General features: G+C 70.4%; 21 protein-coding genes and 2 pseudogenes. 9 read left to right on the top strand and 14 right to left on the bottom strand.

Annotated elements, in window-relative coordinates; all coding sequences use genetic code 11:
• Positions 1–155: 155 nt before the first annotated feature.
• The 5 genes and pseudogenes from B4N89_RS40350 to B4N89_RS40380 form a co-directional block, all read right to left on the bottom strand.
• Positions 156–1058, bottom strand: a complete 903-nt coding sequence (locus B4N89_RS40350; RefSeq protein WP_078981491.1) for an ATP-binding cassette domain-containing protein — start codon at positions 1056–1058, stop codon at positions 156–158.
• Entirely contained in the window at positions 1046–3028 is a 1983-nt protein-coding gene (locus tag B4N89_RS40355) for a dipeptide/oligopeptide/nickel ABC transporter permease/ATP-binding protein (protein ID WP_078981492.1), read from the bottom strand. Before B4N89_RS40355 ends, B4N89_RS40350 begins: the two co-directional genes overlap by 13 nt.
• Positions 3025–3963, bottom strand: a complete 939-nt coding sequence (locus B4N89_RS40360) for an ABC transporter permease (protein WP_078981493.1) — start codon at positions 3961–3963, stop codon at positions 3025–3027. Before B4N89_RS40360 ends, B4N89_RS40355 begins: the two co-directional genes overlap by 4 nt.
• 8 nt (positions 3964–3971) lie before the next feature.
• Positions 3972–5496 (bottom strand): annotated as a pseudogene (locus B4N89_RS53530) (ABC transporter substrate-binding protein).
• A 366-nt stretch (positions 5497–5862) separates the two neighbouring features.
• The gene (locus tag B4N89_RS40380) at positions 5863–7302 is read right to left on the bottom strand and encodes a DUF3089 domain-containing protein (protein ID WP_078981497.1); all 1440 of its coding nucleotides are present in this window, start codon (positions 7300–7302) and stop codon (positions 5863–5865) included.
• Positions 7303–7385: 83 nt separating this feature from the next.
• Here B4N89_RS40380 and B4N89_RS40385 point away from each other — a divergent pair, with 83 nt between their 5' ends.
• The 3 genes and pseudogenes from B4N89_RS40385 (at position 7386) to B4N89_RS52840 (ending at position 10584) form a co-directional block, all read left to right on the top strand.
• On the top strand, positions 7386–8078 hold the full coding sequence (locus B4N89_RS40385; RefSeq protein ID WP_078981498.1) for a TetR/AcrR family transcriptional regulator: 693 nt from the start codon (positions 7386–7388) through the stop codon (positions 8076–8078).
• A pseudogene (locus B4N89_RS53535) lies at positions 8075–8311 on the top strand (family 1 glycosylhydrolase); the annotation flags it as partial. The gene B4N89_RS40385 and the pseudogene B4N89_RS53535, both read left to right, overlap by 4 nt.
• Before the next feature lie 17 nt (positions 8312–8328).
• Positions 8329–10584 (top strand): family 1 glycosylhydrolase, encoded by a 2256-nt coding sequence (locus B4N89_RS52840; protein ID WP_101897504.1) that lies wholly within the window; start codon positions 8329–8331, stop codon positions 10582–10584.
• Positions 10585–10642: 58 nt separating this feature from the next.
• Here B4N89_RS52840 and B4N89_RS40400 read toward each other — a convergent pair whose 3' ends face one another.
• A complete protein-coding gene (locus tag B4N89_RS40400) occupies positions 10643–12649 on the bottom strand; it encodes a glycosyl hydrolase (RefSeq protein ID WP_321170749.1) in 2007 nt (668 codons plus the stop codon).
• Between the two features lie 137 nt (positions 12650–12786).
• Positions 12787–13773 carry a LysR family transcriptional regulator gene (locus B4N89_RS40405; protein WP_201261124.1) on the bottom strand — a complete coding sequence of 329 codons (987 nt, stop codon included), beginning with the start codon at positions 13771–13773 and terminating at the stop codon, positions 12787–12789.
• 106 nt (positions 13774–13879) lie between these two features.
• Here B4N89_RS40405 and B4N89_RS40410 point away from each other — a divergent pair, with 106 nt between their 5' ends.
• Positions 13880–14773, top strand: coding sequence for an NAD(P)H-binding protein (locus tag B4N89_RS40410; protein ID WP_078981501.1), 894 nt, complete (start codon positions 13880–13882; stop codon positions 14771–14773).
• A gap of 55 nt (positions 14774–14828) precedes the next feature.
• Entirely contained in the window at positions 14829–15194 is a 366-nt protein-coding gene (locus tag B4N89_RS40415) for a darcynin family protein (protein ID WP_078981502.1), read from the top strand.
• Positions 15195–15355: 161 nt separating this feature from the next.
• On the opposite strand, the gene B4N89_RS40420 is transcribed toward B4N89_RS40415, so the two are convergent.
• Positions 15356–16762, bottom strand: coding sequence for a serine/threonine-protein kinase (locus B4N89_RS40420; protein WP_078981503.1), 1407 nt, complete (start codon positions 16760–16762; stop codon positions 15356–15358).
• Positions 16759–17517 (bottom strand): hypothetical protein, encoded by a 759-nt coding sequence (locus B4N89_RS40425; protein WP_078981504.1) that lies wholly within the window; start codon positions 17515–17517, stop codon positions 16759–16761. The genes B4N89_RS40420 and B4N89_RS40425 overlap by 4 nt, the downstream gene beginning before the upstream one ends.
• A gap of 136 nt (positions 17518–17653) precedes the next feature.
• Between B4N89_RS40425 and B4N89_RS40430 the strand changes: the two genes are divergently transcribed.
• Positions 17654–18640 (top strand): hypothetical protein, encoded by a 987-nt coding sequence (locus B4N89_RS40430; RefSeq protein WP_078981505.1) that lies wholly within the window; start codon positions 17654–17656, stop codon positions 18638–18640.
• 282 nt (positions 18641–18922) lie between these two features.
• Here B4N89_RS40430 and B4N89_RS40435 read toward each other — a convergent pair whose 3' ends face one another.
• Both B4N89_RS40435 and B4N89_RS40440 read right to left on the bottom strand, forming a co-directional pair.
• The gene (locus tag B4N89_RS40435) at positions 18923–19393 is read right to left on the bottom strand and encodes a hypothetical protein (protein ID WP_078981506.1); all 471 of its coding nucleotides are present in this window, start codon (positions 19391–19393) and stop codon (positions 18923–18925) included.
• Positions 19377–19664 carry a hypothetical protein gene (locus B4N89_RS40440; RefSeq protein ID WP_143658254.1) on the bottom strand — a complete coding sequence of 96 codons (288 nt, stop codon included), beginning with the start codon at positions 19662–19664 and terminating at the stop codon, positions 19377–19379. The genes B4N89_RS40435 and B4N89_RS40440 overlap by 17 nt, the downstream gene beginning before the upstream one ends.
• 141 nt (positions 19665–19805) lie before the next feature.
• Here B4N89_RS40440 and B4N89_RS40445 point away from each other — a divergent pair, with 141 nt between their 5' ends.
• Both B4N89_RS40445 and B4N89_RS40450 read left to right on the top strand, forming a co-directional pair.
• On the top strand, positions 19806–20666 hold the full coding sequence (locus tag B4N89_RS40445; RefSeq protein ID WP_161500977.1) for a helix-turn-helix domain-containing protein: 861 nt from the start codon (positions 19806–19808) through the stop codon (positions 20664–20666).
• Positions 20632–20823, top strand: coding sequence for a DUF397 domain-containing protein (locus tag B4N89_RS40450; protein ID WP_078981649.1), 192 nt, complete (start codon positions 20632–20634; stop codon positions 20821–20823). The genes B4N89_RS40445 and B4N89_RS40450 overlap by 35 nt, the downstream gene beginning before the upstream one ends.
• A 7-nt stretch (positions 20824–20830) precedes the next feature.
• Here B4N89_RS40450 and B4N89_RS48350 read toward each other — a convergent pair whose 3' ends face one another.
• Positions 20831–21019, bottom strand: a complete 189-nt coding sequence (locus B4N89_RS48350; RefSeq protein WP_201261125.1) for a hypothetical protein — start codon at positions 21017–21019, stop codon at positions 20831–20833.
• A gap of 144 nt (positions 21020–21163) precedes the next feature.
• On the opposite strand from B4N89_RS48350, the gene B4N89_RS40460 reads away from it, so the two are divergent.
• Positions 21164–21577, top strand: coding sequence for a DUF3291 domain-containing protein (locus tag B4N89_RS40460; RefSeq protein WP_078981510.1), 414 nt, complete (start codon positions 21164–21166; stop codon positions 21575–21577).
• An 866-nt stretch (positions 21578–22443) separates the two neighbouring features.
• Here B4N89_RS40460 and pepN read toward each other — a convergent pair.
• The gene (gene pepN, locus B4N89_RS40465; RefSeq protein ID WP_235619242.1) at positions 22444–24891 is read right to left on the bottom strand and encodes an aminopeptidase N; all 2448 of its coding nucleotides are present in this window, start codon (positions 24889–24891) and stop codon (positions 22444–22446) included.
• Positions 24888–25277 carry a hypothetical protein gene (locus tag B4N89_RS50310; RefSeq protein ID WP_161500978.1) on the bottom strand — a complete coding sequence of 130 codons (390 nt, stop codon included), beginning with the start codon at positions 25275–25277 and terminating at the stop codon, positions 24888–24890. Before B4N89_RS50310 ends, pepN begins: the two co-directional genes overlap by 4 nt.
• Between the last annotated feature and the right edge of the window lie 41 nt (positions 25278–25318).

The following is a 25318-nucleotide window of genomic DNA, read 5'->3' on the forward strand; positions in this document are numbered from 1 at the left end:
GGATCCGCCGTCGGAACAGCGTTCCGCTTGTCCATGATGCCAGAGCGGGTACGGCCGGCCCGCTCCCGCTCGGCGCGACGATCGCGCGTCGATCCCCGCGTGGCCGCCGAACCGGTGGGCCTGCCGCCTCTCCGCCCCGCCGGCCGACCCGCGCGTCACCCCGTCGAGCCCGCCGCGCCCACCCCCGCCGGCGCCCCCCGCGCCGCCAGCCGGTGCCGCGCCGCCCGCCGTTCCGCCTGGCGGGCCGGGTCCGGCACCGGCGCGGCCAGCAACAGGTCGCGGGTGTACGGGTGTTCGGGGTCGGTGGTGACGCGGGTCGCGTCCGCGCATTCGACGATCTCGCCGCGCGACATCACCGCGACCCGGTCGCTCACGTGGCCGACCACCGACAGGTCGTGCGCGATGAACAGGTAGGCCACGCCCGTTGCCTGCTGGAGTTCGACGAGCAGGTTGATCACCTGCGCCCGGGTGGACAGGTCGAGCGCGCTCACCGGCTCGTCGCAGATGATCAGGCGCGGCCCGGGCGCGAGCGCGCGGGCGATGGCCACGCGTTGCCGCTGGCCGCCGGAGAGTTCACGGGCCGAGCGGGCGGCGGTGTCCGCCGGGAGGCCGACCGCGTCGAGCAGTTCGCCGATCCGCTCCCGAGCCGCCCGGCGGGTGTGCGTGTGCCGCGCGGTGAGCGGTTCGGTGAGGATGTCCCCGATGGTCATCGACGGGTTCAGCGAGCCGTAGGGGTCCTGGAACACCACCTGGATGTCCCGGCTCAGTGCGCGCCGCGCCCGGCGGCCCAGGCCGTCGATCCGGGTGCCGGCGAAGGTGATCGTGCCGCCGGCCACCGGGGCGAGGCCGAGTACCGCGCGCCCGAGGGTGGTCTTGCCGGAGCCGGACTCGCCGACCAGGCCGACCGTTTCGTGCGCTCGCACCTCCAGGCTCACCTCGTGCAGGACGCGCAGCGGCGGACGCCGCCGACCGCCCGTGCGGTACTCCACCACCAGTTCGTCGAGGGAGAGCAGCGGCTCCCCCGGGGCAGCGGCGGGCGTCGCGTTCACCGGTTCCATACGATCACCTCGTTCTCCACCCGGACGCAGCGCACCGCGCCGTCCCGGTGGGTGGTCGGCTCCGGGTGGACCGCGCAGCCGGGTGCGGCGTACGCGCAGCGCGGGGCGAATCGGCAGCCGCTCGGCCGGTCGTGGACCGAGGGCACCCGGTCCGGGATGGTGGGCAGCCGGCTTCGGGCGCCGGCGCCGTCCGGGATGGCGGCGAGCAGCGCGGCGGAGTACGGGTGCGCCGGGCGGGCGAACAGGTCCGCCGAGGTCGCCGTCTCGACGATCTCCCCGGCGTACATCACCGCCACCCGGTCGCAGATGTCCGCGACCACCCCCAGGTCGTGGGTGACCAGGATCATCCCCATGCCGTGTTCGCGCTGGAGCGAGCGCAGCAGGTCCAGGATCTCGGCCTGCACGGTGACGTCGAGCGCCGTCGTCGGCTCGTCGGCGATCAGCAGATCGGGTTCGGCGGCGACCGCGCCCGCGATCAGGATGCGCTGGGCCATGCCGCCGGACACCTGGTGCGGGTAGGCGGCGAACACCCGGGGCGGGTCGGCGATGCCCACCCGGTCGAGCAGTTCCAGCGCCCGGCGTCGGGCCGCGTCGCGGGACAGGCCCAGGTGCGCGCGCAGCGGCTCGACCAGTTGGCTGCCGATCCGGAAGCTGGGGTCGAGGTTGGACATCGGGTCCTGCGGGATGTAGCCGATCCGGCGCCCGCGCAGCGCGTTCACCTCCCGCTCGGACAGCGCGGCGAGGTCGCGGCCGTCGAACACCACCCGTCCGGCCCGGATTTCGCCTCCGGCGGGCAGCAGGCGCAGCACCGCCAAGGCGGTTTGCGTCTTGCCGCACCCGGATTCGCCGACCAGGCCCAGGATTTCGCCCCGATCCACACTCAGCGACACCGCGTCCACGACGGCGGCCTCGCCACCGGGCGCCGGGTAGGCGACCTCCAGACCGTCCACCACGAGCAGCGCGCCGGTGTCGACGTTCACCACCGGCTCCCGGGCCGGCCCCCGCACCCGCCGGCGCCGCGTCGCCGGGGCGGGCTTCGGCGCGTCCTCGAAGGCGTCGCGAAGTCCCGCGCCGAGCAGCGTGACCGCCAGCACGGTGAGGGTGATCGCCGCGCCCGGCCACACCGACAACATCGCGTTGTCGTACACGTGCACCGAGGCGTCGTTGAGCATCGCACCCCAACTGGCCCGGTCCGCCTCGCCCAGGCCGAGGAAGGCGATACCGGATTCGATGATCAGCGCGAGGCCGAAGATCAGCGATGCCTGGGTGATGATCGGGACCCGCACCACGCGCAGGATGTGCCGCCCCATGATCCGCGGGTCGGACAGCCCGGCCACCCGCGCGGCGTCCACGTACGGCTCCCCGCGCACCCGCTTGACCTCGCCGCGCACCAGCCGAAAGACCGGGGCCGCGGTGAGCACGCCGAGCACGACCATCGAGCCGACCAGGCCGGGCCCCTCCACCGCGACGAGCGCGAGCAGGACCACCACGCCGGGCAGGGCCAGGAACAGGTTGGCCACCCAACTCGACAGCGCGTCCCACCACCCGCCCACGTAGCCGGCCGCGAGCCCGGTGGGCACGCCGATCAGCAGCGCCACCCCGGTGGCGATGGCGCCGGCGAACAGGCTGGTGCGGCTGCCGTACAGCAGTCGGCTCAGTACGTCGCGGCCGGAGCCGTCGCCGCCGAGCGGATGGGTGCCGGACGGGTCGGCCAGGACCGCGTCCAACGCGGCCTTGTTGGGCCCGTGTTCGCTCAGCAGCCCCGCGCACACGCCGGTCACGATCACCAGCAGCAACACGGCCGCCGCGGCGACCGCGATCGGGTCCCGCAGGAAGCGCCCGGCGGGCCCGTGCCGGCGCGGCGCGGCGGCCGGGACGGACCCGGCCGCCGGCTGCACCCGATCCGGGGACTGCGCCGGGGCCTCGGCGGCGGTCGGCGGCGCGACCGCCGCGGTCTGGTTGTCGTTCATCTCATGCCGACTTTCGGATCGAGCACGCCGGTCGCCAGATCGACGACCAGGTTGACGGAGACCACGACGCACACGCTGACCAGGACGACCCCCTGCACGGTGGGCACGTCCGACTGCGAGGTCGCGCCGATGGCCAGCGAACCGAGACCGGGCAGCGCGAAGATCTGCTCGATCACCAGCGCGCCGCCGAGCAGCCCGATGAACTGGAGGCCGACCACGGTCAGCGCGGGCGGGGTCGCGTTGCGCAGCACATGGACCAACAGCACGCGGCGCAGCGGCAGTCCGCGGCTGCGCAGGGTCCGGACGTAGTCCCGCTCCAGGACCGTGGCCACCGCGTTGCGGGTCTGCTGGGCGATCGCGGCGATCCCGGACACGGCGATGGTGGCCACCGGAAGCACCAGTGAACGGGCCCAGTCCACGGGCGATTCGTCGAAGGGCACATAGCCGGTGGCGGGCAGCCATTCGAGCTCGACCGCGAACAGGGCCACCAGCAGGATGCCGACCCACAGGCCCGGGATCGCGAAGCCGGCCACGGCGAGCACGTGCACCGAACGGTCCACGATCCCGCGCCGGATCGCGGCGAACAGCCCGAGGGCGATGCCGAACAGCGCGCAGACCACGGTCGCGGTCAGGGTCAGGGACAGCGTCACCGGCAGTTTGGTGCCGATCGAGTCGGCGACGTCCAGGCCGGTGGTCCACGAGGTGCCCAGGTCGCCGCGCAGCGCCGCCCACAACCAGTCCAGGTAGCGCGGCACGACCGGTCGGTCCAAGCCCAACTCCGCGCGTTTGGCCGCCAGTTGCTCGTCCGTGGCGGACACGCCCAAAATGCCGCGGCCCGGGTCGGGCAGCAGGTCCATCAGGAAGAAGGTCAGCGCGGAGACCACGAGCAGCAGGGCGACGGCCGAGATCAACCGACGGGCGAGGAAGGTGGTCATGGCGGCGCTCAGCCGGCGAGCTTGTAGTCGGACAGGGAGAAGAAGGTCTGCCCGGGCTTGTTGCTCAGTGTGATCCTCTTGGCCGAGAACATCACGGTCTCACCGCGAAAGAGCGGCGCGAACCACGCCTGTTCGACCACGTGTGCGTTCAACTGCCGGTACAGCGGACCCTGCTCCTGATCGCTCGCCTTGGCGATCCGCGCCAGCAGGTCGACCGCGACCGGGTCGTTCACCTTGAACGGATTGGTCGGCGCGGTCGGCGACAGCAGCGCGTTGGCGTCGATCCAGTTCTGCGTGGTGCCCCAGACGTACATGAACGCCGGGAACCGGCCGCTGAAGTACTGCACGGAGAGCTGGTTGGTGCTCACCGGGGTGTATTCGACCTTGATGCCCACCTGGTTCAACTGCTCCGCCAACACCGGGTAGATCGCGGGCACGAAGGCGTTCTCGCTGGGCAGGCCGAGCTTGAAGCCGTCGGGGAAGCCGGCTTCGGCGAGCAACTGCTTGGCGCGCGCCGGGTCGTAGGGGTACTTGCGGTCCAACTCCGGGTCGTACGCGGGGATCCGGCCGCGAACATCTGCGTGGTGGGGGTGCCGACGCCGGCCATGATGGCCTTGAGGATGCCGGGGCCGTCGACGGCGTGGTTGATCGCCTGACGCACGCGGGCGTCCTTGAGCGGCGGGGCGATCTTGCCGTCGCGGTCGACCAGCCACAGGCCGGTGACCTGGCCGGGTTGGCGGGTGACGGTCAGGCCGGCCTGCTTGGCGGCGTCCATCCGGGCCGGGGCGCCGATGCCCGCGTCGGCCTGGCCGGTGAGCAGCGCGGTGGTGCGGGCGTTGGTGTCCGGGATCGCCTTGATCACGACCTTGTCGAACGGGTACGCGGCGGGGGCGCGGTAGCGCGGGTTGCGGGTGTAGGTGTAGCGGTCGCCGCGGGTGGTGTGGCCGGTGTCCAGGATGTACGGGCCGGTGCCCACCGGTTGCGCGTTGGCGTCGGCGAAGGCTTTGGGGCCGACCATCATCCCGGCGACCAGGCCGAGGTTGAACAACAGCGCCGGATCGGGGTCTTCAGGGCCAGTTCGACCTCGGTGGGGCTGTTGACCGTGACGCCGGCGACGGTGGCGACGGCGAAGGAGCTGGGCCCGTTGCTCGCGGCCATGCGGTCCAGGTTCTGTTTGACCACGGACGCGTCGAACGCGGTGCCGTCGCTGAACACGACGCCCTCGCGCAGGGTCATCCGCAGGTGCCGGCGCTCGGGATCGGTGTAGGTCCACGCGGTGGCCAGGCCCGGGCCCACGCTCTGGTCGGGGTTGACCGTGGTGAGCGCGTCGTACAGGGGCTGGAGGTAGGCGAGCATGTTGCCCCCGGCCGTCTTCGCCGGGTCCAGACTGGCCGCGTCGGCCGCGGCCGCCAGGGTCAGCGTCTTGCCGCCGGCGCCCTTCGAGGTGTTCGAGCCGCCGCAGCCGGCGACGGCGGCCACGACGAGTCCGGCGGTGGCGAGGGCCGCTGCGCAGCGGCGTCCCAGGATGGTCATGACTGGTCCTTTGTCGAATTCGCGGGACGAATTCGGGAATCGAATTCCCCGGTGCGGTCGGCCGGCCGAAATGTTGGCCGTTACACGTAACGGAAGCGTGCGGTCGGGATACTCGGTGTATTCACGGCACGCGACGGTTGCGTGGGTCGATGGATATGGCCGGGCATTTCGGCCGACCTCGCGGCGTGCTCGAATCGCCGCCGGACGGCCCGGGGGTGCGGGTGGGCGCGGCGGGTGCTGCGGGGGTGCGGGGTGTGGTGGAGCGGATGGGGCGCGGGGCGGGCCCGGCCGGTGCGTCCGGGTGGGTTCGGGTGGGTCCCGGGCGGGCCGTACCGGGCGGTTCCGGGCCGGTACGGGCCGGTCGGGCTAGGCCGGGTGGGCCGCCCGCCACGTGTTCGCCTGGGTGGCGATCAGCGCGGTGAGATCGCCCATCGCGACGTTGTAGTCGACGGTGTGCGTGCCCAGCGAAACGGACAGGCCGCCGTCGGGGAACATCCCGGCGCCGCCGGTGATGTCGAACCAGGTCGCGGTGCCGTTCGCGTCCTGCGTGAAGGCACACTTGCCGCTGACCCTGCCCTGGTATCGGGTGTAGCCGGACGGGTCGTCGGCCAGTTCGTACGCGGACAACACGTGTGCGAGGTGGCCGCGCGGGTTGAGCCAATTGCCGTCCATCAGGCGGCGGGTGGGCATGTACATGTCCAGCGGCGTCGCCGTGTCGGCCGGCGTGCCACGCAACAGCGCGGCCGGGTTGACGCACATCATCTGGTGCCCCGGTATCGGTGTGCGGCCGAAGGCCGATCCGGCCGGGAGCCCGCCGCCGGGCGGCAGCGCGTAGCTGTTGTAGGCCACCACGCACCCGGTGGGGACCGGCGCCTGGGGCCCGGAGCGTACGCACATCGGGATGTGCTGGAACGTCGAGGCCGGGTCGGCGCCGCCGCCCTGGGTCCCGCCGATCGGCACCTGGAGGTAGCCGCCGAGCAGCACCGCCGACACCAACCGGTCCTGCACGGCCGGGTTGCCGTCGATCTCCTGCTGCATCACCCGCGACACCACGCCGGTGCCCTGGGAGTGACCCAGGAGCACCACGCCGCGCCGCTGGTGGGTGACCGGGTCGATGTTGTGGTTGGCCCAGTAGTCGCGCCAGGCGTCCAGGACGTCGCGCGAGCCGGTCTCCGCGTCGAGCGGCACGCCCAGGCCGCCGACCAGCAGTTCGGAGAGCGAAGCCTGCCGGTACATCGGGGCGAACACCCGACACGTGCCGGCGAAGCGGCCGATCTGGTCGAGGGCGGCCGCGAGTGCGCTGTTGGACGGGCTCGGGGGCAGGGATCCGACCCGCAGGAGCGGATTGGGCAGCAGGTCGACGGTGGGGTACGCGTAGAAGCAGTCGATCTGCGGGTTCGCCGGTGCGGCGAACGGCTCGGGTACGCGCGAGCCGTCGGCGCGGACCGAGGTGGCGTCGAGCGTGGTGGTGGCCCCGTTGAGGTAGCGGGCGCTGAACGTGCCGTCGGGGCCCGGGCGTTGCGGGTTGCCGGCGAGGTCCTGGTTGCAGGGGTTGGTCGCGAGGCCGGGACGACAGAGCCAGACCGTCTCCTTGAGCGGGGAGGTCAGGCTTTTGCCGGTCGGGTCGGCGGTCGACGTGGTGTGCGCAGAGATGTTCGTGGCGCTGTTCGTGGCGCTGTTCGCAGAGATGTTCGTGCCGTTGTTCGGCGTGCTGTTCGAGGCGGCGGACGTGCCGGTCGGGATGACGGCGGCGGCCACGGTCAGGGTCAGCGCGCCCAGGGCGAGGAAGGTTCTCGATCTGCTCATGGCGTGAGCTCCGATCCGGGTGTCGTGAACTTTCGACGGGATGGAACTTACTAAGGACTAAGTAAATAATCTAGAGTGCCGATGTGACTGAGAATTCGGATGCACGTAAACCGGCCGTCGGCCGCGCTCGCGGCCGCACCAAGGCGCCGACCGCGAAGGGGGAGGAACGGCGTCGGGAGATCGTCGCCGCCGCGTCGGAATTGTTCGCCCGCGCGGGCTTTCGCGGCACCGGTATGGCGGAGGTGGCCCAGCGGGTCGGCATCACCGAGCCCGGCCTGCTCTACCACTTCGGCAGCAAGGAGGGCCTGCTCCGGGCCGTGGTCGAGCACCGGGACCTGCGCAGCCAGGCGTTCGCCCGGGACATCGCCGCGGTGGGCGGGCTCCAGGCGCTGCGCGAGATGCCCGCGTTCGCCCACCGCAACCGCGAACAGCCGGGTCTGGCCAAGCTGTTCGCGGTGCTGCTCGCGGAGAACCTGGATCCGGGGGACCCGGAGCACGACTTCTTCGTCCGGCGCTACCGCGAGATGCGCGCGGTGGTGGCCGGGATGATCCGCGAGGGTCAGCGCGGCGGCGAGATGCGTGCGGACGTGAGCCCGGAGCTGAAGGCGATCGAGATCCTGGCCGCGCTCGACGGCATCGCCTCCCAATGGCTGCTCGATCCCGAGGAGGTCGACCTGGTGGTCAGCATCGAGGAGTACGCCCGGACGCTGATCCGCGACCTGGCCACCGAACCCGAGCCGGCCGAGACCGGCGCACCCGAGGAGGTACAAGGATGACCGACGGCGGCGCTCGGGACTTCCCGCCCGCGTTCCTGTGGGGCGCGGCCACCGCGGCCCACCAGGTCGAGGGCGGCCTGAGCGACAACGACTGGATCGACTGGGAGAACGCCGGCCACACCGCCGAGCCCAGCGGCGTGGGCATCGACCAGTGGCGCCGCTGGCCGACCGACATCGCGCTGCTGGCCGAACTCGGGCACACCGCACACCGGATGTCGATCGAGTGGTCCCGGCTCGCCCCCTCGCGCGGGTGTGGGACACCGCCGCGTTCGACCACTACGCGCGGGTGCTGGACGGCCTGCGCGAGCACGGCCTCACCGCGTTCGTCACCCTCCAACACTTCACCCTGCCACGGTGGTTCGCGGCGCGCGGTGGTTGGTCGGCGCCCGACGCGCCCGAGATCTTCGCCGAGTTCGCCGCCGAGGCCGGGCACCGGCTCGGGGATCGCATCCCCTTCGCCGGCACGGTCAACGAACCGCAGATCGTCGCGTTCAACGGCTACCTGAAGGGCAACCACCCGCCCGGATACCGCGATCGCGACCGTATGGTCGCCGCCAACGAGACCCTGATGCGCGCGCACGACGCCGCCGTGACCGCGTTGCGCGCGACCGCGCCGAACACGCGCGTGGGCGTGTGCCTGCAACTCCCGCTGGTGCAACCGGCCGACCCGGACACCGCCGCCGACGTCGAACTCGCCGACTGGTACCGCGAGATGCTGGTCACCCGGCACCTGGAACACCTGCGCGACACGCCCGACCCCGGCGACTGGGTGGGCGTGCAGTACTACACCCGCGCCCGGGTGAACGCGGCCCTGGAACGGCAGCGACTCGGCGAGCCGCCGGCGGGCACGCCCACCACCCAGATGGGATGGGAGGTCTACCCGGACGGCCTCACCGAGATGCTGCGGCTGGCCGGCGAAACCACCGGCCTGCCGATCTACATCACCGAGAACGGCATCGCCACCACCGACGACGCCGAGCGGGTGGCCTACCTCGACAGCCACCTGCGCGCCGTCCGGGCCGCGCTCGCGGACGGCGTCGACGTGCGCGGATACCTCCACTGGTCCGCGTTCGACAACTTCGAGTGGACACACGGCTACCGCCCCCGCTTCGGCCTGATCGGCATCGACCGCGACAACGACCTCGAGCGCGTGATCCACCCCAGCGCACACGCCTACCGCCGGGTCATCACGAGCGGACGCATAGCCGCACTCCACGACCCCGCCCCCGACACGGCGACCGGAACAACACGGCCCACCCGCACCGAGGCCGAGCCGGACGGCCCCTGGGCCGGCGACCGCGCCAAGGCCGACCCGACCGAGTCCGAGCCCGAAGGCGACCCGACCGCATCCGAGCCCGTGCCCGAAACCGACCCGGCCACCCGCTCCGGTGCCGGCGTCGGCTGTGCGCAGGCCGAAACAGCCGGCGACCCGGCCCCGCGTTCCGGCCCCGATTCCCCCGAATTTCCCGGTCGTTCGGCCGGCTCGTTGAAGGAGATGCTGATGAGGATCGATCCGCCCGTGGTGCGGCTGTTGCAGCGTGTGGCCGCCGGGGCGCAGCCCGAGTCGCGGGATCTGGCGCTGCGGCGCGCGCAGTCGGCCGCCACGATGCGGCTCGCGGCATTCCCGCCGGGGCCCGACATCGAGGTCACCGAGCACACGGTTCCCGTCGCCGACGGCACCATCGCCGTGCGGGTGTGGCGGCCGAGAAACCCGCAAACGCCCGTCCCCGCCTACTTCTTCCTGCACGGCGGCGGCTGGGTCCTGGGCAACCTGGACACCGCCGAGGCCGAGTGCGGACCCGTCGCCTCGCTCGTCCCGTGCGCCGTGGTCCACGTCGACTATCGGCTCGCCCCCGAACACCCCTTCCCCACCCCGCTGGACGACTGCCTGACCGCCTACGCCTGGCTCCTGGAACACGCCGACGAACTCGGCATCGACCCCGACCTGGTCGCCATCGGCGGCGCGAGCGCCGGCGGCAACCTGGCCGCCGCGATGTGCCTGGCGCTGCGCGAACGCGGCCTCCCGCAACCCGGCCTCCAGGTCCTGGACGCCGCGCCGTTCGACCTCACCCCGATGCCGGACCCGGTCGCCGCCGGCGAACCGGCCCGGCCCGGACTGTCCGTCGCCGAGTTCAACATGTTCGCGCGGCACTACGTGCCGGAGGCCGAGGCCGCCGTCAACCCGCTCGTGTCCCCGCTGCGCGCCGCCGACCTGTCCGGCCTGGCACCGGCCCTGGTCGTGGTGGCCGAGTACGACCCGCTGCGCGAGCAGGCCGAGGACTACCTCGCGGCGCTGCGCGCGGCCGACGTCCCCGCCGCCGGCATCCGCGTCCTCGGTCACATCCACGGCGGCTGGGTCGTCCCGGCCACGGTCACCCACACCCTGGTCAACGAGATGCGCGCCGCCGCCCTGCGCCACGCCTTCGCCGGAACCCTGGTCGGCCCACTCACCCCGCGCCTGATCGAGCGCTTCGCCGCCGCCGAACCGGCCCCGCAGCCCGCCTGACCGGCGGCCGGCGCCGCACGCCGCGACACCGTGCCCGTCGCGGCGCGCGGCGCCGGGTTCAGCGGACCGTGACCTCGTCGACGAAGACGACGGCTCGGCCCGTACCGCCCGCGCCCCGCCGCTCGAACTGCACGCCGATCTCCCGGATGTCGCCGGGCGAGCCGACCCCGGCCAGGTTGAGGGTCAAGGTCGTGGCGTCCGGCCCCAGCGGGACGGCGCCGGCGTCGTACCACGTATCGGCGGCGGTGGTCTTGACGTAGAGCTTGGCCGTGCCGGCCGATGCCGTGGCCCGAACCGTGGCGGTCAGGGCCCGGCGACCGGACAGGTCGAGCCGCGCGCGGCGGCCGACGTACGCCTCCGAAGCCGCGAGGTCGATCTCGGCGCCGAGCGAACGGCGGCCCTCACTCGCCCAATCGCTCGTGCTCGCGGGCGCGGTCGCGGTGAGGTAACCGGTCCAGCCCTCGGTACCGGACTCGAAACCGGAGAGCAGGGTCGGCGGGGCGATCGCGGTGACGTCGTCCACGTACACGGCGCTGCGCCCATTCGCGCCCGGCGCGGGCCGAAACAGCACGCCGATCTCGCGGACGTCGCCGAGGTCGGCCACGCGGCCCAGATCCAGGCTCAACACCGCGCCGTTGGGGCCGATGCCCACCGCTCCCCCGTCGTACCAGGCCGACCCCGCGCCGGTGCGGATGTAGAACTTGGCGGTGGTACCGGCGGCGTGGTCGCCCCACTCGGCGGTACGGACCGTCGCGGTCAACGCACGAAAGCCCGACAGGTTTTGCCCCGCGACGCGGTTCAAGTACGCCTCGGAGCCGGTCAGATCGATGTCCGCCTTCAGGGATCGGCCGCCCTGCGCCGCCCATTCGTCCACCGACCAGGGGCCGGCCAGTACCTGCCAGCCGCCCCACCCCTGGGCGCCGGACTCGAAGTCGGCCAGCGGGACGGGTGTTCCGGCCGGGACGGGCCGGCCCTCGGTGCGCGCGGACACGGCGATCTCACCGCGCGTGATCGTCCACGGGTCGCCCATCAGCCGGGCCGCACCGGTGTTGGCGGTGGGCCGCCACTGGTCGTTCCAGGCCATGAAGTAGGCGGTGGCCGGGAATCGGGTACGGATCGCGTCGATCCACTTCCCGTAGTCCAGCGGCACCTCGATCACCCCGCCGGGACCGCTCCGCGGCCCGATCTCGGCGAACGCGAACGGCTTCCCCAGCGCGAGGAGTTCGTCGTATCCCTGAACGGCGGCGGGCTCGCGCACATAGCAGTCCAGGCCGACGACATCGGTATACGCCCCGCCCGGGTAATAGGACGAACGATTGCCGTAGTTGCAATCCGGCGCGTACACCCACAGCAGGTTGTGCAGGCCCTTGACCTCGGTGAGGTAGCCGTACATGTCGCGCCACACCGCGGCGAACGTCTGCGGATCCTGCGCACTCCACCAGAACGAATCGCCGTTCATCTCGTGCAACGGCCGAAACAGCACCGGCACGCCCGCGTCGGCGAGATCGCGCAACCCCTCCGCGACCCGGTCGAGTTCGGCCTGCCAGCGCCGACCGGTCCCGGTGCTCCGATCGGTGAGCCGATCGAACGTGGCCAACTTGGCGAACAGGCCGCTCCAGTCGGGCTGATCCGGATTGGGCAGGTGGGCGCTGACGGTGACCAGGCCACCGGACGCCGCCCAGTCCTTCAGGGTCGCGTTGCAGGCGTGGTCGATGGCGTTGCCGTCATGCCCGTAGTCGCACCCGAGCAGCCCGGGATACGCACCGGTCCGCGCCTTTGTCTCCTCCACCTGATCGAGCGAGAACGTCTTGCCGCTGTACCCGGCGAACTGACCGGACACCACCCGATTCTGCGCCCGATTGCCCAAGTGCCCGAGCCAGTCCCGGACATCGCGTACGGCGGACGTGGCCCGCGCATCACTCGGCGACACCGAATGCGCCCGAGCCGCCGACACCCCTGCCCCCGCCGAAACCACCAGGACAGCCACCAAGGCCGCCCACCTTTGCGCCCATCGCGATCGCACGCTGCTCAACCCCCGTCGAAACCGATCACCACAACGACACACAGGCTAACCACGTCACCGACACCGACACCGCCGAACGCGCTCACGCCCCTCGCCGACTCGACGCGTCGGCCGGCCCGGAGAAGCGGCCGAAGGAGGTACCCGAGGAACAGCCGAAGGAGCGGCTGGAGGCCGGTCGGCTACCGGACTTCCTTCGCACCCGGCTCCTGTGACCGAGCGGCCCCGGCGTCCGCCGATGCGCACAGCGTCCGGCGGACCGCGTCACGGAGCCAGCGGTGGGCGCCGTCGGCGGTGTGCCGGGGATGCCAGGCCATGCCGATGGTCACCGCCGGCAGGTCCACGGGCATGTCCAGGAGGTGCAGCCCGAGGGCGTCGGCGTCCTGCGTGAGGGGCGAAGGGGCGGCGCCGGGGAGCGCGGCGGGTACCAGACACACGACATCGCTGCGGGCGGCCAGGGTCATCGCGGCCAAGTGCGCGGGAAGGACGATGCCGACCCGCCGGCGCAGGTTGTGCTGGGCCAACGCGGCGTCGAGGGGGCCGGTGAACCTGCCGCGGCGGCTGACCGCGACGTGTTGGGCCGCGGCGAGCCGAGCCGGCGTCAGCTTCCCCTGCGTCAGCGGATGGCCGGGCCGGACCGCCGCCACCATGCGCAGGCCGACCAGTGCCTCCACCTGGGTCTCCGGGTCCACGTGGTCGATCGAACCGACCTCCAGGTCGATCCGGCCGTCGCGCAGCGCGGGACCGGCCTCCAACTCCTCGGCCCGGATCCGGAACGAGACACCCGGCGCCTCACGCCGACCCAGCTCCAACAGCCCCGGGGCCAGCGCCGCGCCGACCAGGTCGGCGGCCTGGAGCGTGAACGTGCTGCGCAGGCCCGCGGGGTCCACGCTCGCACCCGGCCCCAGCAGCGCCCCCAGGCTGCGGACGACCGCGGCGGCCTCCTCGCGCAGGGCCTGCGCCCGCGGGGTGGGAACCATCGCCTGCCCGGCCCGGACCAGAAGAGGGTCCTGAAGGATGCGGCGCAGCCGGGCGAGGTTGCGGCTCATCGCGGCAGGCGAGGTGTGCAGGCGCGCGGCGGCGCGAGTCACGCTGTGCTCGGCCAGCAGGGCATCCAGCGCGATGGCGAGATTGGCGTCGATGACCGGATCCGGGCTGCTCACCAGCATTATTCCATTTCAGTCAATGATTCCGTGCCGAAGTTCCCATTGTGGCATCACGGCGGTCCTCAGCAGGATGAGGGGCGTAACGAACCGGACGACACACGAGGTTTCCATGATCGTCATCACCGCTCCCACCGGGAACATCGGCCGCCACCTGCTCTCCGGCCTGCTCACGTCCGCCCCCGCCGCAGGGGAGGAACTGCGCGTGATCGTGCGCGATCCCGCCCGACTCCCCGACGAGGCGCGCGGAGCCGTCGACGTGGTCACCGGCTCGCACGCGGACGCCGACGTCCTCGACCGCGCCTTCGACGGCGCGGACGCCGTCTTCTGGCTCGTCCCCCCGGACGCCGCGCTGACCCCGCACGACGCCTACATCGGCTTCAGCCGCCCCGCCGTCAAGGCGCTCGCCGCCCACGGCGTCGGCCACGTCGTCGGCATCTCCGCACTCGGCCGCGGCACCGCGCTCGCCGACCGGGCCGGCATCGTCACCACCTCGCTGGCCATGGACGACCTCATCGCCGAAAGCGGCGCCGCCTACCGGGCCCTGGCCTGCGCTTCCTTCTTCGAGAACTTCCTGGAAGAGGCCGACTCGATCCGCGAGCACGGCTTCTTCACCGACACCGTCGAGGCCGACCGCAAAGCCCCCCTCGTCGCCGTCGCCGACATCGCGGCCGCCGCCGCCGACCTGCTCCTCGACCGCTCCTGGACCGGCACCGGCAGCATCCCGCTCCTCGGCCCCGAGGACCTGTCCGTCAACGACCTGGCGCGCATCATGACAGCACAGTTCGGCCGCCCCGTCCGCTACGAACGCCAGGCACTCGACGACATGTACACCACCCTCGTCGGCTACGGCCTCAACGAGGCATTCGTGCAGAGCATCGTCGACATGAAGCGGGCCAAGGACGAGGGCCTGGACGCCGGCATCACCCGCACCCCGGAAACCACCTCACCCACAAGCTTCGAGCAGTGGTGCGCCCAGGTCCTCAAGCCCGCCGTCCTTTCCTGACCCCCAGGCACCCGGCGAACCAACACCACCTACCGCCCACCCTGGAGGCATCCCGATGTCCACCGACACCACCGAACCCCCGGTCACCGCATTCATGCTGGTCAAGACCACGCCCGAGTGGCTGGCCCTGACCGTCGAGGAACGTGTGCACGCCTTCACCACCCAGGTCCTGCCGGCCATCCAGGCCAAGACCACCGGCGTGCGATCCCGCTTCTACGACACGGAGTTCTACTCCGTACGCGTCACCGACGTCTGGGTATGGGAGGCCGACGACCACAAGGCGTACCAACTCCTGATCGACGCCCTGCGCGAAACCCCGTTCTGGGACCGCTACTTCGAGATCGTCGACCTCCTCGTCGGCACCGAGAACGGCTACGCCCGCACGTACGGCCTCGAAGCCGTGACCACCATCAGCACCTGACCACCGCCGCCACGTTCTCCTCGAGCCCGCGAGGCCGTCGAGGGTGCATGGCACGGGGCGTTGCAGCCGGACGGCCGATCGACCGGCTGCTGCCGGGAGTCAAGCGAAACGCTCGGCCGGGATTCCCAACCCCGGCCGAGCGTTTCGCGTTGCCGACTCGGCTACGCGCAGGAATCCGTCCACACGTGCGAACGCGGGAACACACCCGCGTCGAGGTTGCGGCGGGTGCCGGGGGGAAGACAGCCGAGTTGCTTCTGCAGGTGCTTTTCCGCGAAGTAGGTGACATTGACCAAGGTCTCACCCAGCGCGGTGCCCTTTCCGTTGTTGAAAACCGATCGTGGCGCCGTGGTGGTCGCCCAACTACAGACGTTCTTCCCCGCGAGCCAGTCGACTTCGTCTCCCTCCCAGGCACACATCCGACCCCCGCCATCGGGCTCGGTATAGAAGCAGACGCTGCCCGAGATACAGCGGTCGTACGCGACCAAAGAGGCCGGAGCCGACGGCGTGCCCGCCGGAGCGGACGGAATGTCCGAACCCTCGGCCGTCGGAGACTTCGTGTCGTCCGGCCCCAGAAGGAATGCCGTCCCCGCCGCGACCGCGCACACCGCCGTGACGAGGACGGCCGAGAGCAGGAGGCGATCACGGCGCCGCGACTCGGTGGCCTGGGCCGGGAGTTGCAGCCGCTCGATGCGCCGCAGCAGGAAACGCGCGTCGTGCGAAGCGCGCCCGTCGTGGCTCGGGGCCAGACAATCCCCGATGATCTGCCGCCATCCGGACGGCAGTTCGGGGGCCAGACGCAGTTCCTGCTCGCCGCGCACATAGTGCGTAAGCGCCGTTCGGCGCGCGGCGGCGGTAGGCCCCGGCAGCGGCATGCTCCCGGTGAGCACGAGGTGGGCCAAAACCCCGAACGCCCAGATGTCGCCGGTGGGGCGAACCAGTCGACCGCGTTCGGTGATGTCGCTCCACAACAACTCGGGTGGCGTGAAGTCGGGCGTGGCGAAGCCGGGTGCGTAGGCGTGGGTACCCTCCAACTGGGCTGCCATGTTGAAGTCGGCCAGCCGGATGGTGCCGTCCGCCATCACCAGCACGTTGCCGGGCTTGAGGTCGCCGTGCACCCAACCGGCCCCGTGCAACTGCACCAGCCCTTCGCAGATCTGGGTGAGCAGGGCCGGCGCGGACGGGGGCCGCGGTGTCCGGGTGAGGACCTGGTCCAGCGAGGTTTCGGCATGGTCCAGCACCAGAACGGTGGCGCCGTCGAGGTCGGGGAGATCCGGGTCGTCGACAGTGAGCACCTCGTGCATGCGGATGAGCCGAGGCGCGCGCACCCGGCGCAGCACCTCGATCTCACGCTCCGCCAGGTCCCGCAGGTGCCGCAGTTGTCGCGGTGTGCGAGTACCGGTGGGCAGGAACTTGAGCGCGGCCCGGCGCGGTTCGACCGCCGTCGTCCGACGCGCGGTGTAGACACTGCCGAACCCGCCGGACCCCAAAAGGCGTTCGACCCGCCAGGAGCCGACCTCGTACCCCACGGGCACGGCCACGGTGCTCGGTCGCGGCTGCTGCCCGGTCACCGCTCCCCTCCGACGCCGGCAGCCTCACCGAGCAGGGCCAAGTCCTCTTCCCGCACCAGATCGAAGCGCAACGCGACCGCGACCAACGACTCCTTGATGCCGTTGCGCCGCGGACCCGTCTCCGCGCTTTCGCGCGGCGGCCGCAAACGCAGCTTCACGGCGAGGTAGTTGATGTTCCACTGAACCGTCGCACGGTTCGCCGCGGGCCACCCGGGACGCAGTCGCCGCACGATCTCCTCGGACGTCGGCAACGCGGTATGCGCCGGCGTGTCGCGCAGTCGCGGCTCACACAGCGCGACCAAAACCGCGAAGTAACGTTTGCTGCGATCAAGGCAGAAGGCCGCAACCGTGGTGGCGCCCTGCGGCTCCCAAGGCTCCGAGCCCAGGTAGTCGTGACGAGGCGCCCACACCTCGACGGCCAGCAGTTCGTCCGCCGCGGGTAAGAGAATGCGCGAGAACTCGAAGGGAATGGGCGCGTCCAGGCGGCCGGGGGCGAGCTTGATGTGCTCACCCGCCCCCTCCGGATTCTCCACGACATAGGTCTGCCGGCGGTTGAGATTGCTCAACGTCCAGAACGCGCCCACGGCCGTGATCTCCCCCGCCAACCTGGACACTCCCTGGTGAGCGAGCACCAGACGGTGGCTGTGACCCAAAAACTCGGCCTCTCGACCGAAAACCAACCGCTCACCGGGAACGAGACCCACCTGGTCCTGGCGGCTCGTACATCCCGGCGGTACCACGATGATGCCGTGCATACATCCCCCATGAGTTTGCCGACCAGCGTACGACCGCGCCTGGTCGCGCATACCGCGGATCCAACATCTCGGTTCGGGGGAAACAACCGTAAGGCGGGCTCAGGGGTGACGGATACGGGTCGGTAGTGTTTTCGGCGTGCACCTACATTCCGAAGTCGAGGCGTTGGTGGCGCAGTTCCCGTGGCTGGGTGACCTCGCCCGAGTCGCGGTGTTGCTGAATCCGGCGAGCGGTGTGCCCGACGCGGGTGCCAGCGGTGTGGGCGGGCCGCTGTTGTGGCCCACCGGCGAACCCTGGCCGGAGTGCTCCCTCGGTCACTGGGTCTACCACCGCGACCCGCTCAGTGCGGCGGAACGCCGAGAGTGGCAGGAGATGGACGAGGCCCGCAAGGCACGCGCACGCAATGGCACCGGCGCACACAACGTCGTCACGCACGAGGAGGCGGCGGCACAGGAGCGCATCATGAACGGTGCGAGCGCCTTGGACATGCGCACGTGGGAACGGATCTCGACCCGCCCGGACCCGTGCACCGATCCCGTGGCGATGGTGCCCGTGATGCAGTTGCGCGCGTGCGACGCCCCTCGCGTGTTCGAGGGACGCGACACGGACCTGCTCCAGGTGTTGTGGTGTCCGAACGACCACGACCGCGAGGACGTGGCGGGCGGATACCCGTACGGCGGCCCGCGACTCGAACTGCGATGGCGGCGCAGCGCCGAGGTAGGGCTCACACCGGCCACGCCGCAGCAGCCGCGGCGGGCGGCGGACGGGTACATCCCGCGGCCGTGCACGCTGAGCCCGGTCGAGGCGCCGGACTTCCCCGAGCACGACGAGCTTCCGGAGGACCTTCGGGACGTCGTCGAAGCCTGGTGCGAGGATCAGGAGTGGGACTACCACGACGACTTCGCCTGCCTGGACGGATGGAAAGTCGGCGGTTGGCCGTCGTGGCACCTCACCGACCTCCAGCGCATCACCTGTTCCGGAACGGATTGCGGACGCCGCATGCAACTGCTTCTGACGATGGACAGCGGCGGGGATCCGTCCCTGCACGTCGGCCGCTTCGGCGAACTCCGCGTGTTCGTCTGCCCCGACGACCCGGGCCACCCCATCGCCTTGAACATCCAGTAAGCCGTTCCTCATGGGGCTCGAGGGGCGCCGGCGTGGAATGTTCGTAGCGGCCGTACGGATTCGGGGGATTCCGATCGCACCTGCGTGGCCGTGCCGGTCGCCGTGGACGACGCGTTCAGCCTGCAACACGTCATCGAGTATGCGAAGTGCACCGCATTCTCCCGGTTTTGCTTCGACGCGGGCGAACCGCCGTCACATGATTTGTGCTCCACAACTGCGATTTCACCCTCGGCGACGGCACCGGCGGGGGGGCACACCGTCGCGCAATTCCGAGAAACCGGTTCACAGTCGGTAGCACCCGTATGCGTGTGGGGCGGGGGTGCCGGGTGGGATGGGGAACGGGCGGGATCTGGCGGGTGGAGCGCCGTCGCTCGGGAACCAGACGCCGTCGTCCGGTACGAGGAGGATGAGTGAGGCCGTCCAGGTGGGTTGGGCCGGGTCGAAGGGTTGCACGCGGGCATCGCCGGTGCCCGGATCGATGTGCTCGATCGTTCCGGGCGGGTGGGTTCGGCGCAGGCCGTCGTTGCCGTGTTTCACCGTGTCGCCAACCCCGATGCGGTCGGCCCTGGGCGGCGGCGGGATCCGGCGCACGTCGCCCGAGGGCATGACCCAGGCGACCCGGCCGCCACGGGGCTGCACGGTGAGCTTCTGGCCGCCGTCCGGAAGGGGTTGCGCCATCAGGATCTGGCCAGGGTGACGCACCTCGCGGGCGGTTTCATCGGCAGGCTCGACCCAGTCACCCTCGCGATACATCAGGGATCACCCCGACGGTTCCGAATACGGACGCGGCCACCTCGTCCTCCAACACCCGCAGGTGCCCGCAGTGCGTCCGGAACTCGGTGCCACCGGGCAACCGCACGAACGCCTGGAGGTTGATGACGGCGGCGAACGTCCCGATGCGTCCGGACAGTTCGCACCGGACGGCGCGCTTGCTGTTGGCGGCCCAGAAGCGGGCCACGTGGTCCGTGGTCCAGTCGTGTGGGCTCTCGGGATAGTTATCTGGAGCCATTTCGAAAGTAGGCATGATTCGGCCTCTCGTTGCCGTGGGTGGAGATTCGGCCACTCCCTGACAGCGTCGTCATGGATGACTAGCGTGTGAAGCCACGCCCCGTCCGGAATGTGGGCCCGGACGGGAAATGGCACCCGTAAGGGGGACAGCAGCTCCGTGGGCACGTTCCAAAGTCACGACCTGACGCCGGACCGGTCGGGACGGCACTTCTTCGGCGCGGAAATGCGACGGCGCCGAGAGGCCGCCGGCATGTCACTGGCTCGGCTCGCCGACATCGTCGGCAGTTCCAAGAGCGTGCTCTCCGATGTCGAGCGCGCCGCGTGCACCATTCCGCCGGCGCTGCCGGCCGAGTTGGACATCGCGCTGGCGACAGGTGGTCTGCTCGAACGGCTCTACGGGTTGGTTCACTTCGATGTGCCGGACCAGTACCACGAGTTCATGCGTCTCGAAGCGCTGGCTCTCGAGTTCCGGGAGTACTCGGTACAGACGATCCCGGGCTTGCTTCAGACACCGGCATACGCGGAAGCGTTGATCAGGGCATGCAACCCCGAAGCCGAAGAGCACGACATCATGGTCTTGAAGAACGGTCGGCTCGAACGGCAGAAGTACATGCGTGGGCCGAACGCCCTGCATTTCTGGGCCATCATCGACGAAGGCGCCATCCGTCGCCCGCTCGGTGGTCGAGAGTGCATGTGCGAACAACTCGCGGCCCTACTGCCACACATCGATTCCAGCCGCTGCACGATTCAAGTGCTTCCGTTCTCGGCGGGCGGCCATCCGGCGCTCGGCGGCCCACTCGTGCTGCTCCGGATGTCGGACGACTCGACCGTCGCCTACATCGAGGGTCACGACACAGGCACACTGATTGTCGATCCTCCGGAAGTTGCCCAGCGCAGGCGCTCGTACGATCGTGTGAGCGCGAACGCACTGTCCCCAGAACAGTCGGCGGCGCTGATCCGCAGGGCAATCAAGGAGCACCGTGATGAGCACCGACGTGAAAGCCGTGACTTGGCGTAGGTCGTCGTTCAGCAACGGGACGGGCGGCAATTGTGTCGAGGTCTCCGGAGACGTCCCGGCCATCGTGCCCGTCCGCGACAGCAAAAACGTGCGCATAGGTCACCTCATATTCGGAGCGGCCTCGTGGACAGCCCTCACCGCATCGCTGCGGTCCTGACGTCCCGTCAGTCTCGTGCCGTGTTCCCGGCGCGCATGAAGCGGGCGCCCCGCTCCCGGACCTCACACTCCGTGAGCGCGAAACCCCTGGTGGTGTAGCAGAATCGCAGCCGGTCCTCGTCCCGGCACGCCTGAACGGTCGCGGTGAGCACCACCGCCGCGACGGCCGGCCCGGACACGGCGGCGGAGAGCGTCATCGCACGCAGCGCGGTGAGTTGCCCTCCTTGCCGCCGGGTGCCGGATCGGTTCGTAGGCCCGAACACGCACCCCCGTCGCGGCCGGAGCCGTCGAACGCGTATTCTCCCGGCTCCTGCCAACTTCAGCGATCTTGGAGGCTTTTCGTGCCCACTCTGCCGTGGACCGTTCCCAACGCACCCGGGCAAGCCACATCCGCCCTGATCATGGCGTCACGTTTCGAAGTACGCAGCCTCAAGGACGTACCACGCTTCTTCACCAAATCGCTCGCCGCCTGGCGCCAGGTCAAGAGAGCCCCCGGCTGCCTCGGCGCCTCCCTGATCGCCCGCCCCTTCAAGCGCACCTTCCTGACTCTCTCGGCATGGGACAACCGCCAGTCGCTCATGACCTTCAACGGCACCGATCCGCACCGCAGCATCGTGACCGCAATGCGCCCGACGATGAAGACGTCAACCTTCGTCTTCTGGAACGTCGAGGTCGGCGACCTCCCCGTCAACTGGGCCGACGCCGAACGCCGCATCGCGGAAAAGGCAGCAACGCAGTCCGACGCCGACCAGTGAGGTTTGCGCTTTTGGTCACGGAGTGCCGGTACGGGGTCTGTCCGAGTCGATGATGGGCCGCCGCCGGCGTTCGGGGCTCCGAGACTCGAAGTTCCCGGCGAGGCGGACGTGTTGGTCGGCGAAAACCGGCTGGCAGCAGGGGCAGGGAGGTGGGTCGGGTCGAGTCCTCCGGGGAACCTTCCCGAGTGGGCCGGGGCGTTTCGGGGGCGTCTGGAGGGGAGTTGGGGTTCGAAACCGGATCGCGACGGGTGGGCGTGGGCTTCGCGTTTCGGTGACCTGCGGTTTCGTGGTGTCAGGGCGAAAAGTCGGGCGCCGAGCGCCGGTTTCGTGCGCTCGGGCCTCCTCAACACCGGCTGAGAAGACCGAAACTGCCCAATCGAACTCGGCTTCGGACGCTGCACCCTCCAGAGGCCGTCGAAGAGACCGGAAGTACCCAGCAGGGTCCGAAACCGGATCCAGAGGCACCGGAAACAGCCGTCCCCCACGCTGACCTGCGGTTTTCCCTCACGCCAAAGGCTCCGGCACCCCACCCAATCCGGGTTCGTGAACCTCCGTCACCCACATGCCACCACCCGCCGGAAACTCCCGACCCACTCCGGAAGGCTCCCCGGAGGACTCGACCTACCTGTTCAAGCCCGCCCAGTGGGATGGACACCGCGCGGAGTTCCGGATCGTCCCGTCACCCCGTGGCTCGAAAGCGATGTCCGGCACGGCACCCCCGTCCCCACGCGTCGAAGCCGTCAGCAGGTGCTCCTGAGCGAGGACGGCTTCGCTTCTCGGCACCAAGAACAGAGCATCACTGTGACATGGATTCTCACCGGCATCGAGGAATTGCAGATCGAGCTGTGGACCGGGTTGGAAAGCCTTCAGCCGCGGGAGCGCAGTATGCGGCGCATCCGGTCGGCCCGGTCCAGGAGGTTCGTCCGGACGACCGGGATGGCCTGTGCCGCCAGGTCTTCCGCTCGTTCCACGAAAGTCGGGTCGATAGCGAACAGCGGGAAGAGGCTTTTGGTGTAGATCGTCGCCTGCTGGGTTCCGCTGCGGTGGATGGTTGCCACGAGATCGAGGTAGGCCTCCGTGTGGGGCCTGAGCAAGTCGTCCTGACCGGAGCTCCAGAACAGCGTCGCGACTGAGTGGACCGAAGCGAGAGGCACCGCGCGGTCCGTCGCCAGCGTCTGCCAGACTGCTTTCTTCTCGGCCGCGTCCGGGGTGGCCGCGCGGACCTGGAGTCTGCTGATCCATGCGTCGGGATCCGGGTCGCGGTCGAGCAGAGCCTGTGCCTCGGCTGCGGTCGGGCTGCCGAGCTGAGCCTCGCGAACCATTGCCCGCCACTGGAGATCGATGTCTTCCCCGGCCTCGGTCCGGAGCCACGCAACCTCCTCCAGTCCGCACGCAGTGCGGGCGAAGCCACGCAACGCCGCTTTACGGAAGGCGCCGGCGCCGGAGAGGCTGCGGCACACCGCCGCCACGGCTCGCAGCAGCTCGTCCCGTTCCGATTCCGGGCTCCACAGATCTGCGGCCTCGACGGCCAGGTCGAGATACGGCTCCATCACCGACGCGGACGTCTCGACAGCGAGCACTCCAGTCAGGCACTGCACGGCCTCGGCGGCTGTCGCTTCGCCGTTGATCAGCATGTCCCAGGCCGTGGTGACGGCGACACCCCGCGCGGTCGCGGTGGGCAGGCGGGCGGCGTTGCGGAAGAACGCGTCTCTGGTCGTGGCGTCGGGTCTCGTCGAGGCGAAGGTCAGATCTTCGTCGTTGACCAGATACAGGTCGGCTCCTGCCGGCAGGTCGAGCCGGGTTCGTTCGCCCGCCACCTCGACTTCGACGAGTGCGATGCGCTCGAGGTGGTCCCCGGAACGCTCGTAGGCGCCGACGGCAAGCACATGCGGGCGTGGGCGGCCATCCGGACCCCGAGCGACCAGGGCGAACCCGTCTGCATCGTGGTCGAGAGTCAGCCGGTCGGTGCCCGCTGTTTCCAGCCATCCCGCGCGCCACTGGTCGAGGTCGCGTCCGCCGGCGTCGGCGACCGCGTCGATCAGGTCATGCAGCGTGGTGTTGCCCCAGGCATGCGTGGCGAAGTAGCTGGTGAGACCGGCGGAGAAGTTGGCCTCGCCGACATAGGTCATCAGCTGGTGCAGGACGGACGCGCCCTTGGGATAGGTGATGGCGTCGAATGTCGCTTTCGCCTCGGAGACGTCGCGGACCTGCCGGCGGATCGGGTGCGTCGTCGGTCCCTGGTCCACGAAATAGGCTCTGAGTTTCTCGCCGGCCAGATGTGCCGTCCAGGCGTCGGTGTACGACGTCACGCTCACGGCGGCCCAGTTGCTCGCGAACTCCGCGAACGCCTCGTTCAGCCACAGGTCGTCCCACCAGCGCATCGTGACGATGTTGCCGAACCACATGTGCGCGAGTTCGTGCAGCAGGTACCGCGAGAAGATGTCCCACTCCGCCCTGGTCGGTGTGCTCCTGCGCAGGAACCAGTCCATCCAGGTGACGCAGCCGAAGTTCTCCAACGCGCCGGGGAACTCGGGCGTGAAGACCTGGTCGTACTTATGCTGCGGAAACGGCATGCCGAACTTGCCGGCGAAGAACTCGAGTCCCCGGGTGGTCAGGGTGAACAGTTCGTCGGCGTCCCGGTCCAGGATCGAAGCCAGTGACTGCCGGGCGAAGAGCCCGAGATCATGGCCGGCTCCGCGACGACGCAATTCGTAGTACGGGCCCGCATTGATCACGGTGTTGTACGCCGCCAGCGGTGGCGTCGGCGGGAAGGTCCAGCGCCGCACCGAGCCGAGCTCTTCGATCTGAGGGTCCCCGCTGTTGCTCAACACCCGCCAGCCGGCAGGAGCGGTCACGGTGAACGCCCACGGCGCCTTGAGGTCCGGCTGATCGAAGCAGGCCAATACATACCGGGCGTAGTCGGGAGCGAAATCGGTGTAGACATACGTCTCGCCGTCGGCGGGGTCGACCGCCTTGTGCACGCCCTGGACATCGGCCGAGCACTCTGTCGCCGAGACCACCGTGAGGACGTTGCGCTCGGCAAGATCGGTCAGCGCGATCCGGCCCTCGACAGCCGACCGCAGCACGACCCCGTTGAGCGTGGCGCTCTCAACCGCCGCCGCACAATCGACAAAGGTCTCGGCTCCCGGCAGGTGACACGCAAAAGTGATCGTCGATTCGCACCGAACCCGCGAACCGGTCGTCAACTCCGAAAGATCGACGGCCACGTCATACCGCTCGACCGTCAGCAGCCTCGCGCGCCGCTCGGCCTCGGTTCGAGTCAGACTCCTGCCGCCCATCGCTTCCCCGTTCATTCGCTGCGAACCACCCGCAGACCGGCGCGGCCGAGGACGGCACCACGGGGCCCGGACAGCCGTGGCGGCCCGGCAAGGCGGTCCCCGCGGCGATCGACCCCAACCTGCCGAGCGCGGACATCCGGGTCGGACCCGGCAAGCTGCTGTTCGGCTTCTTCGCCGCGATGGCCGAGACCGAGCGAGAACATCCGCAAATCCACGCTCGAAGGGCTCGACACCGCGGCCCGCAGGGGAAAGTACGGCGGCCGGCCGCCCGTCATCACCGACGACATACTCCACACCGTCCTGCGGCGCCGCGCGAACGGCGAGTCGGTCGAGCAGATCCAGCCCGACCCGATCATCCCCACCGGCAAGCGCAAAGGCGAAAGCCCGTCCGTCGCCGGCATTCACCGGGCACTCGCCGAGCACGCCAAACGGCAGGCGTACC

It is taken from the genome of Embleya scabrispora (genome assembly GCF_002024165.1).
Taxonomy (GTDB): Bacteria; Actinomycetota; Actinomycetes; order Streptomycetales; family Streptomycetaceae; genus Embleya; species Embleya scabrispora_A.